The following is a 14,790-nucleotide window of genomic DNA, read 5'->3' as shown; positions in this document are numbered from 1 at the left end:
CTGTCGTGCGACTCAGTTCGCGTGCACGGGCACGCGGCGCGCCACGGCACACATCAGCTCATAGCCGAGCGTGCCAGCCGACGCCGCGACCTCGTCGATGCAAAGGCCCCGTCCCCACAGCGTGACTGGCGTGCCCACGCGCGCCTGCGGCACTGGCGTGAGATCGACAGCCAGCATGTCCATCGACACGCGGCCCACCGTGCGCGTGCGCACCCCGTCGACGAGCACCGGCGTGCCCGAGGGCGCGACGCGCGGATAGCCGTCGGCATAACCGCACGCGACCGTACCCACGCGCATCGGCGCGTCGGCGGTGAAGACGCTGCCGTAGCCCACCGTGCCGCCCGCCGGAATGTCCTGGATGCCGATGAGTTCGGCTTCGAGTGTCATCGTCGGTTGCAGATCAAGCGCCGACGCTGACACTTCGAGGCCCCTCGGCGACGAGCCATAGAGCATGATGCCCGGGCGCACCCACGCGCCGTGCGCTTCCGGATGGAACAGCGTGGCGGCCGAGTTGGCGAGGCTTCGCTCGCCGGGCACGTCACATGCGCCACGCTCGAACGCTTCCATCTGGTAGGCGATGCCGCGCGGACCGTCTGCATCGGAAAAGTGGGTCATCAACACGATCTGACTCACGCCGGGAATGGCGCGAGCCCGTTCCCAGGCAGCGCGAAAACGCTCGGGCGAGAAGCCCAGACGATTCATGCCCGAGTTCATCTTGAGCTGCACGTTGAGTGGCTTGCTCAGACGCGTCGTCTCCAGCATGCGCAGTTGCTCGTCGCTGTGCACGGTGGTCGTCAGGCCGTACTTGTCGACGATGGTCAGGTCGTCGGGTTTGAAGAACCCTTCGAGCAGCAGAATCGGTCCGGCCCAGCCGAGCTCGCGCAGCCGCACGGCCTCGTCGAGATCGAGCAGGCCGAAGCCGTCGGCGTCTCGCAATCCGGGATACGCGTTCTCGATGCCATGCCCGTAGGCATTGGCCTTGACCACGGCCCATACCTTGGCGTTGGGCGCGCTGCGGCGAGCGACATCGAGATTGTGGGCAAGGGCTGCGGTATGAATCGAGGCTTTGATTGGACGGGGCATAAGCGAATACGGAATCGAAGGAGACGCTCGCCGGGACAGGCTGGCGGCATAACGCATCGGCATATTTTCGTGTTATAAAGCCGTGCGCACAACTTGTTTTGCCGAAATCTTTCTCCCGATAACAAGATCGGTCTCAGACCGAGGGCGACCGGGCGCCCGACACGGGGGGCATCAAGGCCGAATATACGGTCGAATAGCGACAGTTGAATGGCCGAAGCGTGCCGATACCCCGATGTTTAAGCCCGGTTTCTTTCCGTCAGGAAGCCCGTCGCGGGCACTGCGGAAACCGACAACCGAGATACGCAAGTTATACGCAGCACGGGATCGACTCAAGTACCGATGAAGAAAGGCTTTTATACCATCATGGCCGCGCAGTTTTTTTCGTCGCTGGCCGACAATGCATTGCTCATCGCCGCAATCGCGCTCCTGAAAGACCTGCACTCCCCGCAGTGGATGACGCCGCTGCTCAAGCTCTTCTTCGTGCTCTCGTACGTCATTCTCGCCGCCTACGTAGGGGCCTTCGCCGACTCGATGCCCAAGGGCAAGGTCATGTTCGTCAGCAACTCGATCAAGGTCGCCGGCTGCCTGATGATGCTGTTCGGCTCGCACCCGCTGATCGCGTACGGCGTAGTCGGCTTCGGCGCGGCGGCCTACTCGCCCGCGAAGTACGGCATCCTCACCGAATTGCTGCCCGCCGAGAAACTGGTCGCGGCCAACGGCTGGATCGAGGGGCTGACGGTCAGCTCGATCATTCTCGGCACCGTCCTCGGTGGCACCCTGATCAGTCCGCATATTTCCGAGTGGGTGCTCCAACGCACGCCCGAGGTCATCAATACGCCGGCGATGGCCTCGATGGTGGTCATCATGGTCATCTACGTGATCGCCGCGCTCTTCAACCTTCGCATCCCCGACACGGGCGCGCGTTACGCACGCCAGCAACACAATCCGATCCGGCTCGTCTCCGATTTCGCCGACTGCTTCGTCACGCTGTGGCGCGACAAGCTGGGCCAGATCTCGCTCGCCGTCACCACGTTGTTCTGGGGGGCGGGGGCAACGCTGCAGTTCATCGTGCTGCGCTGGGCCGAAAAGGCGTTGGGCATGACGTTGTCCGAAGGCGCCATCCTGCAGGCGGTGTCGGCCGTGGGCGTGGCCATCGGCGCCATCGCCGCCGCCTCACGCATCCCACTCAAACGCTCGCTCTCCGTGCTGCCGGTCGGCATCGCCATGGGCGTTGCTGTGATGGCGATGGCCTTCTTCTCGAAGGATCTGCTGCCGTGGGGTACGAATTGGCCCGTGCCGCTGTACCTGATCATCGCGTACATCTTCCTCATCGTCGTCGGTGCGCTCGCCGGGTTCTTCGTGGTGCCGATGAACGCCCTCCTCCAGCATCGCGGCCACATCTTGCTCTCCGCCGGTCATTCCATCGCCGTGCAGAACTTCAACGAGAACCTCTCCGTGCTCATCATGCTGTGCCTCTATGCACTGCTGATCTGGTGCAACGTGCCGGTGGGTGTCGTCATCATTCTGTTCGGCGTGTTTGTCTCGGGCACGATGTGGCTCGTTATGAAACGTCACCAGGCCAATCAGCGCGAATTCGATTCGGTCGCGCTCATCGGCGAAATCAAGCATTGATATGCCTTCGCGTCAGTCGTCCGCCCCCGCTGTCCCCATCGCCCTCACCATCGCCGGCTCGGATTCCAGCGGTGGTGCCGGCATCCAAGCCGACCTGAAGACGTTTTCCGCGCTTGGCGCCTACGGCGCCAGCGTGATTACCGCGCTCACCGCGCAAAACACACAAGGGGTCACCGGCATCCACACGCCGCCGGCGAGCTTCGTCACGGCGCAGATGGATGCCGTTTTCCAGGACCTGGCGGTCGACGCCGTCAAGCTCGGCATGCTTGCCAATGCCGAGATCGTACGCGCCATTGCCGCCGGTTTGCGGCAGTACAAGCCGCGCTTTGTCGTGCTCGATACCGTGATGATCTCGAAGAGCGGTCACGCGTTGCTGCAACCGGACGCCGTCGCCGCGTTGCGCGATGAATTGCTGCCGCTGGCGGACCTGATCACGCCGAACCTGCCGGAAGCCGCGGCGCTGCTCGGCGTCGATCCGGCAACCGACGAACGTGAGATGGAACGGCAAGCGCAAGCGCTGCTCGCGCTGGGCGCTCGCCATGTGCTGGTCAAGGGCGGCCATCTAGCCAGCGATCTGAGCCCGGACTGGCTCGTGAGCGCGGCGGGCGTCGAGCGCTTCAGCGCCCCGCGCATCGCCGTCCACAATACCCACGGCACCGGCTGCACGCTCTCCGCCGCGCTCGCTGCGTTGCGGCCGCGCCGTCACGACTGGTCAGACACCGTGCGCGACGCCAAGGCGTATCTCAACGGTGCGCTTGCCGCCAGCGATACGCTGGACATCGGTCACGGCGTCGGCCCCGTGCATCACTTCCACGCTGTCTGGCCCAAGGGGTGAAGCGCTGACACGCGCATCGCGCGGGTCAGATCGACGGCGCACCGTCGTCGGCGCTCTGCGCGAGTGCGCGACGCGCAGCCGCGTCAGCGCGCTCGCTTAGTTCTTCGATACGATGCCGGGCACGCGGTGCCCAGAAATCCGGCACGATAAACCCGCGCTCGCCTTCGAACCAATCCTCCTCGCCTGAGCGCCGGGTCAACGACACGATCAGCAACGGCTCGGCAATACCGCGTTCGCGCCAATGCGTCTCGATTCGGGCATGCATCGCGGCAAGCGATAGCGCCGCCGAATCGCCAACACGCGCCGGCGCCAGCCAACGGGCGCGCGGCAGCAACGCCCACCTGCACTCGTGCGCCGCGGCAGACGCATGCGGCATCGACTGCGCATGCGCCCACCACGCGTCGAGCGTCGCCCACCAACCTCGACCGTGCGATTCGGACGCCACCGCCGGCAACTGCCCGCGTTGCGCGAGTGGATGAAACAGCCAGCCCTTCAGATACACCTGCGGCAGCCACGGCCCGGCGGCGGGCAACGCAATACGCGCCGCTTCGAGCGTTGTCAGGCGCAACTGATGATCCAGCAACCGCGCCACCTTGTCGGCCAGGCTGTCCGCCAGGTTCGGCCCAAGCCAATGAAACTGCACGGTGCGCTCGTCAAGCACCGGCGACGGCGTCGGGGGCGGCACGAACAGATACAGCTTTACCGCCAACTCCCAATGCAGCAATTGATGGTCGGCGCGACGCGCCAGCAGGAAGTCGCACTCGCCGAGCGTCATGTTGCCGCGCCGGGCGTCGCGCACCTGCAAGCCTGCCGCCAGCAGGTCGAACCGGGGACTGTGCAGCAGCGCGAAATGCAACAGTTGCTCCGCATAGCGGCCCAAGCGGTGGCTTTCGCCACGCGCCAGAAACGCCCGCAACGGCTCGGTGTCGGCATCACAGGCCAGCAGCCAGTCGTGCAGGCATCGGGAATGGGAGATGGGGTCGGCAGGCCCGCCAGGCGAGTTGGCCATCGCCTGCGCGCCATCGAAATGCGCCAGCGCCGCGGGAAGGCGGGTGGCACTGAGCAGGTCGGCGGACAACAGCAGCCACGCGAGGTCGCGCACCGGCGCCTCGCGCAGCGTCTCGATCAGTTCGCCGTAGGCGTGTTGGACGGAGTCGATTCGCACACGGTCTCGTAGGTAGCCCGCGCCAGGCACCAATCCGTCCAGGCCTTGGCCTTGTCGGGCAAACTGCGTAACAGGTAGGCCGGATGGTACGTCACGATCACCGGCACCCCCTCATATTCATGCACTCGCCCGCGCAGGCTGGCAATGCTCGCCTGCGTACGCAAGACGCTCTGCGCGGCGAAGCGGCCCATCACCACGATCACCCGCGGCTTGAGCAGGGCGACCTGACGCTTCAGGTACGGCTCGCAGCTCGCCACTTCGTCCGCTTCGGGATCGCGGTTGTTCGGCGGACGGCACTTGAGCACGTTGGCGATATACACGTTCTCACCGCGCTGCAACGTCACGGCGCGCAGCATGTTGTCGAGCAGCTTGCCGGCCTGACCGACGAACGGCTCGCCCTGCACGTCCTCCTGCTGGCCCGGGGCCTCCCCCACGAGCAGCCAGTCGGCCTCGCGGTCGCCCACGCCGAACACTGTCTGGGTGCGCTTTTCGCACAAGCCGCACAGGCGGCAATTCGCGACGCGCTCCGTCAGCGCCTCCCAGTCCAGCGTCTCGACACCCGGCAGCGCAGGACGCGATGGCGCACCGGTCTCGCCTGCATCGCGCATGATCGACCACAGTGCGGCATCGGCGGCGGCATCGCCATCGCCATTGCCATCGCTGTCGAGCCACATCGGCCTGTCGTCGGGCGACAGATCCCCCGCGCGACGATTGCCCCCACGCGGTGCGGATACCGGCGCCGTCTCACGTCGGGCCGGCGCAACCGGCGCCTCGTCCAACGCTGCGGGGCGCGTGGCAGCGCGCGCCATCGTCGGGGCGACGCTCGGCGTCACGTCCCACGGCGGCAGATCGTCGGCATGCGCGCCGCCCCGCGAGGCTATCGTGTCGATGACGGTCGCTACATCGCCCTCGTCCCAGGCGGCCGTCGCCGCCTTGGCCACGGCCTCGTGCGACATCCACACCGGCCACAGCCCGAACTCTTCCAGAATCGCTTTAGGCCACGGCACGGTCGGTCTCCCACGTCAGGCGCATCACAATGGCGTCTTCACGACGCCCGTTCGCGGGATAGTATGCCTTGCGGCGGCCAATCTGCACGAATCCGAAGCGCTCGTAGATGCGCAGTGCACGCACGTTCGACGGGCGCACCTCCAGCAACACGCCGCCCATGCCCTGCGCACGCGAGACGCGCACCACCTCTTCGAGCAACTGCACGCCCAGCCCATTGCCCTGCATTTCCGGGGCGACGCACACGTTGAGCAAATGCGACTCGTCGAGGACCGGCATCAGCAGGAAATAGCCGAGCAGCACGCCATCGACCGCCCGCAGGCAGACGCCCTGATGCCCGGCGTCGAGCGAATCGGTGAAATTCTGGCGATTCCAGGGATAAGGGTACGCGCGCACTTCGACGGCCACGACCTCGTCGAGATCGGCCAGCGTCATCGGTGAATAATGGTTCGGGCCGGTCTGGCGCATCAGGGCACCTCCGGGCCATTTGCCTTCTCGGCCTGAGCGACCTGAGCAGCCTGTGCCGCCGCCTGCTTGATCGCCTCGCGCTCGGCCGTCGTTTGGGCCACCTTGTTACGGATGTACACCGGCATGGCCTGATCGGCGGGAATCGCGCCGCCGCGCGCGAAAGCGCGGGCGGCGAGCGCGGCGACGTACCGGGCACGCGGCATGGCGTCGGCCAGCACCGCCTGTGCCCGGGTGCTCGCCTGCAATCGATCGCCAAACGCCAGCGCGGCGTTGCCCGCGACGACGAAATCCACCTTGGGTGCGCGTACCTGTTCGGCGGCATCGAGCGACGGCGGCTGCACTTCGCGCCAGTCGCCCGCTGCCGTGTCCCAGGCGTAGTCGGCCCAATAGGCCTCGTTCATGCGCGCATCGAGCGCGACAAGCACACGTTGCGTGTCGACGTGCAGCGCGCGCGCCGCTTCGGCACACGCGAGCAACGTACCGACCGGCACCACGGGCAGCGCGGCACCAAACGCCAGTCCTTGTGCGACACCACAGGCCGTGCGCAACCCGGTAAACGACCCCGGGCCCGCGCCGAAGGCAATCGCGTCGCATTCGGCAAGCGTGACACCGGCCTCGCGCAGCACATCGCGTGCGGCGGGCAGGATATGCGTACTGGAGACCGGCCCCGTGTCGAGGTGGCGCTCGACCACAACGGCCGGGGCACCGCTGGCAGGATCGTAACGGTATAGGGCAACCGAGCAGAATTCGGTCGAGGTATCGAGGGCGAGAAGCGTAATCGAAGACATGGCGCTATTGTAATCGGGTGGACGACGAGCCACCTAGCGGGACTGACACGACACCCTGCATCTCGCCCCCCTCCCCCAGTCCGGGTGGCCCACCTCACCCCGTGCAAATCCGAACGTGCACTTTCCTAAAAACACTGCTATAATCCGCGCTTCGCTTCGCGGGACGTTAGTGAACCTCTCGTAAAGTGACGAAAAACTGCGTTTTGCCCCAATCCTGTGATAAGCCGCTGTAGTTCTTGCCGGTACTGGCGTTCCTGATAGGAACGACCCGCCACCGTCCCTGGCTTACGATACGGATTTCGATCCGCTTTCTGCCCCATCCGCGATTTGCTTCCTGCTTGCGACGAATTGGGTTTGCCGATTGGCGCCAACGCCCCGACATCACCTTTTTGATCCGCAAGAGGCTTCATGGAACAAACTTCCAAGATGTCTGCGCTCGCGCAGACGTATTTCCCTTCGTCCGAAGAAAACACCAACGCTACTGTTGATGCCGCTGTGGTTGATGCCGCAGTGGTGGATGCCGCTGTGGCAGGCAATGACGACGGCAAGCCCACGTTCGCCGCACTCGGCCTGAACGCAGCCATTCTGTCGACACTCACCACCGCAGGCTACACCCACCCGACGCCGGTGCAGCAGCGCGCGATTCCCGCCGCGCTCGCCGGTCGCGACCTGCTCGTGTCCAGCCCGACGGGCTCCGGCAAGACGGCCGCCTTCATGCTGCCGGCCATTCACCGCTTCGCGGAAATGCAGGCGAGCGGCGAGCTGAGCAGCCGCGCCCCGGCCGCGCATCCGCGCAACCAGCCGGCCGAGCCGGGCGAAAAGGCCCGCAAGGGCCAGCGCGTGCGTCGCGTTGCCGCGCAACCGCTGCTGCTCGTGCTCACGCCGACGCGCGAACTGGCGCAACAGGTCTCGACCGCGGCCGACACGTACGGCAAGCAACTGCGCCGTCTGCGCACGGTGAGCATTCTGGGCGGCATGCCCTACCCGCGTCAGCTCGAAATGCTGGCCAAGCAGCCCGAGATCATCGTGGCCACGCCGGGCCGTCTGCTCGATCACATCTCGAGCGGCAAGATCGATCTGTCGCAACTGATGATGCTGGTGCTCGACGAAGCCGATCGCATGCTCGACATGGGCTTCATCGACGACATCCAGACCATCGTCGACGCAACCCCCGAATCGCGCCAGACGCTGCTGTTCTCGGCCACCATCGACGGCCGCATGGGTGAGATCACGCGCCGTCTGCTGCGCGATCCGGAAACCATCGAGATCACGCGCGGTTCCGATCAGCGCACCAACGCCAACATCGAGCAAACGCTCCATTACGTGGACGACCGCGCCCACAAGGATCGTCTGCTCACGCACCTGCTCGGCAACGATTCGCTCGACCAGGCCATCGTCTTCACGTCGACCAAGCGCGACGCCGATCTGCTGGCCGACCAGCTCGAACAAGCCGGTTTCGACAGCGCCGCCCTGCACGGCGACATGCCGCAAGGCGTGCGCAACCGTACACTGCGCGCACTGCGCGAGCGTCGTGTGCGCGTGCTGGTCGCCACTGACGTGGCCGCACGCGGTATCGACGTGCCGGGTATCACGCACGTGTTCAACTACGATCTGCCGAAGTTCGCGGAAGACTACGTCCACCGCATCGGTCGTACGGGCCGTGCCGGTCGTCGTGGCGTGGCCGTGAGCCTGGCCGCACACGCCGAAGTCGGCGCAGTGCGCCGCATCGAACGCTACACGCGTGAGTTGCTGCCGGTCAACGTCGTGGCCGGTTTCGAACCGCGCCGTGCCGCACCGAAGGCCGGTACCGGCGGCAAGCGTCCGGGCCAGGGCCGCAGCGGTCCGCGTCAGGGTCAAGGCAATGGCGGCAGCCGCTGGAGCAACAACGGTCCGCGTCACGCCACCGGCGGTGGCACTGGCGGTAGCGGCGGCTATCAGGGCGGTCAGCGCTTTGGCGGCAACAAGCCGGCCGGCGCGCCGTTCGAGCGCCGCGAGAGCAGTGGCTTCCAAGGTGCCTACCCGCAGAACGGCGGTGGCAATGGCGGTAACGGCTTCTCGAATGGCAGCTCGACTGACCGCTTCGAGCGTCGCGCCCCGCGCCAGGCCGAAGGTGGCTACCGTCAGGATCGTGCCCCCCGCAGCTTTGACGCGCCGCGTCAAGACCGCGGCTTCGGCAATCGCAACGGCGGCGGCTTCAACAAGCGTCGCGGCGACTAAGCTGACGAGCACCGACAGGACCGGCAATACCTCGGTCCTGTGCAATGCCTTGAAAACCCCGGATGTTGACGTCAACCGTCAACGCCGGGGTTTTCGCTTATGCGCGCTCGATCGCTCGATGACGGCAGCGCACGGGCACGAACACCCCCATCGACTGTCGCCAGCAACCTCCACCGATCTTACGGCGTCGTCGCAAACCGATCCGTGGCTTCGATCAACCAGTGCAGGATGGTGGGCTCGCTGAAGGCGTGCCCGGCGTCGGACGCCCAATAGAAATCCGCTTCCGGCCACGCCTTGTGCAATTCCCACGCCGTGCGGGCGGGCGTGGCCACGTCGTAGCGCCCCTGGACGATCACGCCCGGGATGTCGCGCAGGTGGCGCGCACCGTCGATCAACTGATTCGGGGCGAAAAAGCCATCGTTGACGAAGTAATGGTTCTCGATGCGCGCGAACGCAATCGCGTAGCGCGGATCGCCGAACGCCTCGGCAAGATGCGCGTCAGGCAACAGCGTGATGGTACTGCCCTCCCACATACTCCATGCGCGCGCCGCCTCGATTCGCACCGCCTCATCACGATGCGTCAGGCGCATCTGGTACGCGCGCATCAGATCGCCCTGCTCTTCAAGCGGGATCGGCGCGAGGAATGACTCCCAGCGATCCGGAAACAGCCACGACGCGCCCCTCTGGTAATACCACTGCAACTCGTCGCGGCGCACGGTGAAAATACCGCGCACGATCAATTCACTCACCCGCTCGACGTGCGCCTGCGCATAGGCCAGCGCCAGCGTGCTGCCCCACGAGCCGCCCAACACCAGCCAACGTTCGTACCCGAACTTGACGCGCAAGCACTCGATGTCGTCCACCAGATCCCACGTGGTGTTGTGCTCGAGACTCGCATGCGGTTCCGAACGACCGCAGCCGCGCTGGTCGAACAGCGTGATGCAATATTGGGCCGGATCGAACAGCCGCCGGTGCTCCGGCGAGCATCCGCCACCTGGCCCGCCGTGCAGAAACACCGCCGGTTTGCCGTGCGGATTGCCACACCGCTCCCAGTAAACGCGGTGCCCGTTGCCGACGTCGAGCATGCCGCTCTCGAACGGCTCGATCGGCGGGTACAGGCCGCGCAGCGCGTCCGGGCGCGTCTCGACGACCTTGCCGGGTCCACGCGGCTCACCCTGCGGCGCGAGGGTCTGCGCACGCGGACCGTTCGGCAGGTTGCGCGAAGCATTATCAGGAATATCGAGCGACATCGGCATCCTCACATGAACAAGGGTCAGGGCATCGTCAACGTCGCGCGCAAGCGCTACGAAGATCGTGAAAAGTCGGCAGAGCCGGACGAGGACAATAGCGTCGAAGTTCAGTGTAGCGCGGCACCCCAAACATGACAAAGCACGCGCCGAATGGAAAATGGGACGATGTTGCCATCGTCCCATTCGTGCGGCGAAGCGCGCGCTGCATTCACGCCAGGATCGCAGTCCGCTCAGGCGACCATCAGACCGGTTCCGCGCGTCAGACCACTTCGTAGAGCGGCAGCGTGAGGAACTCGACGAAGTCGTCGCTCGTGCTCATCTGCTCGAAGATGACGGCCGCGCGATCGTACGTCGGCGCCACCTGTCCCACGAGTGCCTTCACGTTGGCAAGCTCTTGCGGAATCAGTTCGCGCACCAGTTCGGCGGTGACCTTGCGGCCGTCGTCGAGCTTGCCCTTCGGCGAGCGGATCCACTGCCACACCTGCGAGCGCGAAATCTCAGCCGTCGCCGCGTCTTCCATCAGGTGATGGATCGGCACGCAGCCATTGCCCGCCAGCCACGCCCCGAGATAGTGAATGCCGACATTGATGTTGTTGCGCAGGCCCGCCTCGGTGATCGGCGCTTCGGGCTGGAACACCAGCAGATCCTGGCCCTTGACCGTCACATCGTCGCGTTGCTTGTCGATCTGGTTCGGGCGATCGCCCAGTACCTTGACGAACTCCTCCATCGCCACGGGCACAAGGCCCGGGTGCGCCACCCAGCCACCGTCGTAACCGTCGGCCGCATCGCGCGCCTTGTCGCTGCGAATGCCGGCAATAGCGCGCTCGTTCGCTTGCGGATCATTCTTGATTGGAATCAGCGCGCTCATGCCGCCGATGGCAGGTGCATGGCGGCGATGGCACGTCTTGAGCAGCAGCAGCGCATAGGCCCGCATGAACGGCACCGTCATGTTGATGCGACTGCGATCGGCCAGGCAGAAGTCGGCATCGACCTTGAACTTCTTGATGCACGAGAAGATGTAGTCCCAACGGCCAGCGTTCAGGCCCGCGCTGTGCTCACGCAGCTCATAGAGGATCTCGTCCATTTCGAACGCGGCGAGAATGGTCTCGACGAGCACCGTCGCCTTGATCGTGCCTTGCGCCAGGCCCAGTTCGTTCTGCGCGAGCACGAACACGTCGTTCCACAGACGCGCCTCGAGATGGCTCTCCAGCTTCGGCAGATAGTAGTACGGCCCGAAGCCGCGCTCGAGCGATGCCTTCGCGTTATGGAAGACATGCAGGCCAAAGTCGAACAGGCTGCCCGACATGCGCACACCGTCCACACTCACGTGCTTCTCGTCGAGATGCCAGCCACGCGGACGCACGATCAGCGTGGCGACCTTGGCGTCCAGTGCGTAACGCTTGCCGTTCTGCTCGAGGCTGATGGTGCCGCGCACAGCATCGCGCACGTTGATATGCCCTTGCAACTGGTTATGCCAGTTCGGCGTGTTCGAGTCCTCGAAATCGGTCATGTAGCTGTCCGCCCCCGAGTTCAGCGCGTTGATGATCATCTTGCGCTCGACCGGCCCCGTGATTTCCACACGACGGCATTGCAACGCCGCGGGCAGCGGTGCGATCCGCCAGTCGCCGTCGCGAATCGCTTGCGTCTCGGGCAGGAAATCGGGTATTTCGCCGGCGTCGAGGCGTGCGGCACGCGCCGTACGGGCGGCAAGCAAGGCCTGACGGCGCGGCTCAAAGGCACGGTGCAGCTTGGCGATGAACGCGAGCGCCTCGGGGGTCAGGATCGCTTCGTATTCCGTACTAATATCGGTACTGGCATCGACATGCAGTTGCATGCCGGGGGGCAGAATCAGGGACATCAGGGATCTCCAACGATCTTGATTTATATAAGGGAGTGCGCCGCAAGGAAGAACATCAGGGGCTTTGCACAGGGCCTCACACCACGCTCGGCGTCAGGCGCGCGCTCCCGTCACTGCCTCGACGAACCGCTGCAAGTCGCGCATGTCGCGCCCCATCCCTTGCGGCGTAACGCCGAGTTGCTCGACCGGCAGCCCGGCGCGGTTGACCCAGAACGTCGGGTAACCGAACCAGGTGGCACCGGCCGCGTCCCAGCCGTTGCTGGAGACGAAAACGATGGCGTCGGCAGGTAGGCCGAACGCGTCGGGGCCAAGTTGATAGGCCTCCGGGGCAGTCTTGAATTTGCGTACGGCGTCGACCGACAGGACGTGCTCGAACAAGGCATTGATCCCGGCGCTCTTCAGGCCCACGTCGAGCATGCGGGGATCGCCATTCGAGAGCACGCCGAGCCTGAGGCCCATCGCGCGTAATGCGCGCAGCACGGACGGGTTCTCGGGGAAGACGGACAGGCAGGTGTATTCGTCCATCAAACGCTTCTCGACGACGGGCGAGAGCGGGAGGTCCAGGCGGGCAGCCGCATAGCGCAGCGCATCGGCGGTGATGTCCCAGAACGGGCGGTAGCGTTCGCCACGCGGGCCCGAGAGCGTACGCAGTTGTGTGTATTCGATCTGCTTCGCCCGCCACAGCTCGGCAAGCGCCGCCCCGCGGCCCGGGAACTGCTGCTCGGCGGCCGCCGCAACGGCGTACACGTCGAACAACGTGCCGTAGGCGTCGAAGATCACTGCCTGAATATGCGAAGCCATAACTTGGGTATCACTCAATATCGCTTGTCATTGTCTGCGGATTGTATTATTGATACCAGGCGCCATAAAAGTGCACAAAAATCACTTTATCTTTTACTTTTCAGTACATAATCCGTCGCGTGGATCGCTTCAAACAGATCGAAACGTTCGTCGCCGTGGCCGCCAAGGGAAGTCTGTCGGCTGCCGCTGCGCTCGAAGGCGTGGCACCCGCGGTGATCGGGCGCCGCATCGATGCGCTCGAGTCCCGACTGGGCGTGAAGCTGCTCGTGCGCACGACACGGCGGGTCACGCTCACGTTCGAGGGATCGGCGTTTCTCGAGGACTGTCAACGCATTCTCAACGAGATGCACAACGCCGAGGCGGCCGTGTCGGCGGGTGGGGTCAAGGCCAGTGGCCATCTGCGGCTGTCGGCACCGGCCGGGTTCGGGCGCCGGCACGTCGCCCCGCTGCTGCCGGCGTTCATCGAGTCGCATCCGGACGTGACCGTGACGCTCGACCTCTCGGACCGTCTCGTCGATCTGGTCAACGAAGGTTTCGACTGCGTCATCCGGCTGGGTGAGTTGCCCGATTCGAGTCTCGTATCGCTGAGGCTGGGCGAGAACCAGCGCGTGTGCGTGGCGTCGCCGGCGTATCTCGAGCGGCACGGATGCCCCGAATCGCTCGACGCGCTCGCCCGTCACAACTGTCTCGCCTTCGGATCGACAGCCAACCAGCAGCGCGGCTGGACCTTCTCGCAGGACGGCAAGGTCGTCACCATTCGCGTGAATGGCACGATGGAATGCACCGACGGCGCGGTGCTTCACGACTGGTGCCTGGACGGCCACGGTCTTGCGTGGCGCTCGTGGTGGGAGGTGGGCGACGATATCCGGGCGGGTCGGCTCGTCAGCGTGCTCGACGCCTTTGCCGCGCCGCCCATCGGCATTCATGCCGTATTCCCGCAACGCCGCCATTTGCCACTGCGCGTGCGCCTGTTCATCGACCATCTCAAGCATCACTACAGCAGTTCGGTCTATTGGCGAGACGACACCCCACTACCGGCACTATCGGGTTTGCCCCCGTTGTTGCGCCGCGCCAGAGCCATAGAATCGAAGCGAAGGGTCCGCTGACGATGCCCAGGTTCCCAGGCATCGAACGGCATCGGAAGCATAGAGACTGCGGACTGGCTGCAAGACCGTGATACCTGCGCGAACCTGTCAACGCGTGTTCAGCAACGCCAACTGCGGGAGGTCATATGCTGTTTACTCACATCCTCATTCCGACCGACGGCTCGGAGCTTTCCGAAAAAGCGGTCACGGGCGGACTCGAATTGGCGCGTGCGCTCGGCGCGAGAGTGACGGGTTATTGTTGCCTTGCAGAGTATCCCTACTCTCCCTTCAGCGAATACGTGCTGGAAGCGCCAGCCACCTTCAGCGAGCGCATTGCCGACGAGGCATGCGCGCATCTAGACAAACTGGCCGAAGCGGCGGCGGCGGCAGGCGTAGCGTTTGACCGCGACACTTCCACCTTTCCTACGCCTTACCTGGGCATCATCGACGCGGCGCAACGCCACGGTTGCGACGTCATCCTGATGGCCTCGCACGGACGCCGCGGCCTCACCAGCCTGCTGCTCGGCAGCGAGACGCAACGCGTTCTCGTGCACTCCAAGATTCCGGTTCTCGTCTACCGTTGATTCACCGACGCCCACTCGG

Annotated in this window: 14 protein-coding genes; 6 read left to right on the top strand and 8 right to left on the bottom strand. The window is 65.1% G+C overall.

All coding sequences use genetic code 11. From position 1 onward, the window contains the following. Positions 1-12 precede the first annotated feature (12 nt). Positions 13-1,083, bottom strand: coding sequence for an alanine racemase (alr, locus tag PTE31013_RS16600; protein WP_150613878.1), 1,071 nt, complete (start codon positions 1,081-1,083; stop codon positions 13-15). A 339-nt stretch (positions 1,084-1,422) separates the two neighbouring features. Between alr and lplT the strand changes: the two genes are divergently transcribed. Beyond that, entirely contained in the window at positions 1,423-2,715 is a 1,293-nt protein-coding gene (gene lplT, locus PTE31013_RS16595; protein ID WP_150613877.1) for a lysophospholipid transporter LplT, read from the top strand. Position 2,716: 1 nt separating this feature from the next. Next, positions 2,717-3,550, top strand: coding sequence for a bifunctional hydroxymethylpyrimidine kinase/phosphomethylpyrimidine kinase (gene thiD / locus PTE31013_RS16590; RefSeq protein WP_150613876.1), 834 nt, complete (start codon positions 2,717-2,719; stop codon positions 3,548-3,550). A 25-nt stretch (positions 3,551-3,575) separates the two neighbouring features. Here the strand turns inward: thiD and PTE31013_RS16585 are convergent, their stop codons facing one another. Genes PTE31013_RS16585 through tsaB form a run of 4 tightly spaced genes read right to left on the bottom strand, consistent with a single transcriptional unit; the run spans position 3,576 to position 6,976 of the window. Continuing rightward, complete coding sequence (locus PTE31013_RS16585) at positions 3,576-4,715, bottom strand: DUF1853 family protein (protein WP_174978595.1); 1,140 nt, start codon at positions 4,713-4,715, stop codon at positions 3,576-3,578. After that, positions 4,676-5,722 carry a uracil-DNA glycosylase gene (locus tag PTE31013_RS16580; RefSeq protein ID WP_150613874.1) on the bottom strand — a complete coding sequence of 349 codons (1,047 nt, stop codon included), beginning with the start codon at positions 5,720-5,722 and terminating at the stop codon, positions 4,676-4,678. The genes PTE31013_RS16585 and PTE31013_RS16580 overlap by 40 nt, the downstream gene beginning before the upstream one ends. After that, a complete protein-coding gene (gene rimI, locus PTE31013_RS16575) occupies positions 5,709-6,188 on the bottom strand; it encodes a ribosomal protein S18-alanine N-acetyltransferase (RefSeq protein ID WP_150613873.1) in 480 nt (159 codons plus the stop codon). The genes PTE31013_RS16580 and rimI overlap by 14 nt, the downstream gene beginning before the upstream one ends. After that, complete coding sequence (tsaB, locus tag PTE31013_RS16570) at positions 6,188-6,976, bottom strand: tRNA (adenosine(37)-N6)-threonylcarbamoyltransferase complex dimerization subunit type 1 TsaB (protein WP_150613872.1); 789 nt, start codon at positions 6,974-6,976, stop codon at positions 6,188-6,190. The genes rimI and tsaB overlap by 1 nt, the downstream gene beginning before the upstream one ends. Positions 6,977-7,402: 426 nt before the next feature. Between tsaB and PTE31013_RS16565 the strand changes: the two genes are divergently transcribed. Further along, positions 7,403-9,193, top strand: a complete 1,791-nt coding sequence (locus PTE31013_RS16565; protein ID WP_150613973.1) for a DEAD/DEAH box helicase — start codon at positions 7,403-7,405, stop codon at positions 9,191-9,193. Between the two features lie 179 nt (positions 9,194-9,372). Here the strand turns inward: PTE31013_RS16565 and pip are convergent, their stop codons facing one another. After that, complete coding sequence (gene pip / locus PTE31013_RS16560; protein WP_174978606.1) at positions 9,373-10,311, bottom strand: prolyl aminopeptidase; 939 nt, start codon at positions 10,309-10,311, stop codon at positions 9,373-9,375. 144 nt (positions 10,312-10,455) lie between these two features. On the opposite strand from pip, the gene PTE31013_RS25275 reads away from it, so the two are divergent. Continuing rightward, positions 10,456-10,578: a hypothetical protein gene (locus tag PTE31013_RS25275; protein WP_281351823.1), complete on the top strand. Its 123-nt coding sequence runs from the start codon at positions 10,456-10,458 to the stop codon at positions 10,576-10,578. A gap of 124 nt (positions 10,579-10,702) precedes the next feature. Here the strand turns inward: PTE31013_RS25275 and aceB are convergent, their stop codons facing one another. Both aceB and PTE31013_RS16550 read right to left on the bottom strand, forming a co-directional pair. Continuing rightward, entirely contained in the window at positions 10,703-12,301 is a 1,599-nt protein-coding gene (gene aceB, locus PTE31013_RS16555) for a malate synthase A (protein ID WP_150613871.1), read from the bottom strand. A gap of 93 nt (positions 12,302-12,394) precedes the next feature. Beyond that, positions 12,395-13,102, bottom strand: coding sequence for a haloacid dehalogenase type II (locus PTE31013_RS16550; protein WP_150613870.1), 708 nt, complete (start codon positions 13,100-13,102; stop codon positions 12,395-12,397). Positions 13,103-13,221: 119 nt separating this feature from the next. On the opposite strand from PTE31013_RS16550, the gene PTE31013_RS16545 reads away from it, so the two are divergent. Next, entirely contained in the window at positions 13,222-14,208 is a 987-nt protein-coding gene (locus PTE31013_RS16545; protein WP_246174637.1) for a LysR family transcriptional regulator, read from the top strand. A 128-nt stretch (positions 14,209-14,336) separates the two neighbouring features. Continuing rightward, positions 14,337-14,771 carry a universal stress protein gene (locus PTE31013_RS16540; protein ID WP_174978605.1) on the top strand — a complete coding sequence of 145 codons (435 nt, stop codon included), beginning with the start codon at positions 14,337-14,339 and terminating at the stop codon, positions 14,769-14,771. The last annotated feature ends 19 nt before the right edge of the window (positions 14,772-14,790 follow it).

It is taken from the genome of Pandoraea terrigena (genome assembly GCF_902459705.1).
GTDB classification, from domain to species: Bacteria; Pseudomonadota; Gammaproteobacteria; order Burkholderiales; family Burkholderiaceae; genus Pandoraea; species Pandoraea terrigena.
The sequence above is the reverse complement of the archived record's forward strand: the minus strand, read 5'-3'. Positions and strand labels throughout refer to the sequence as shown.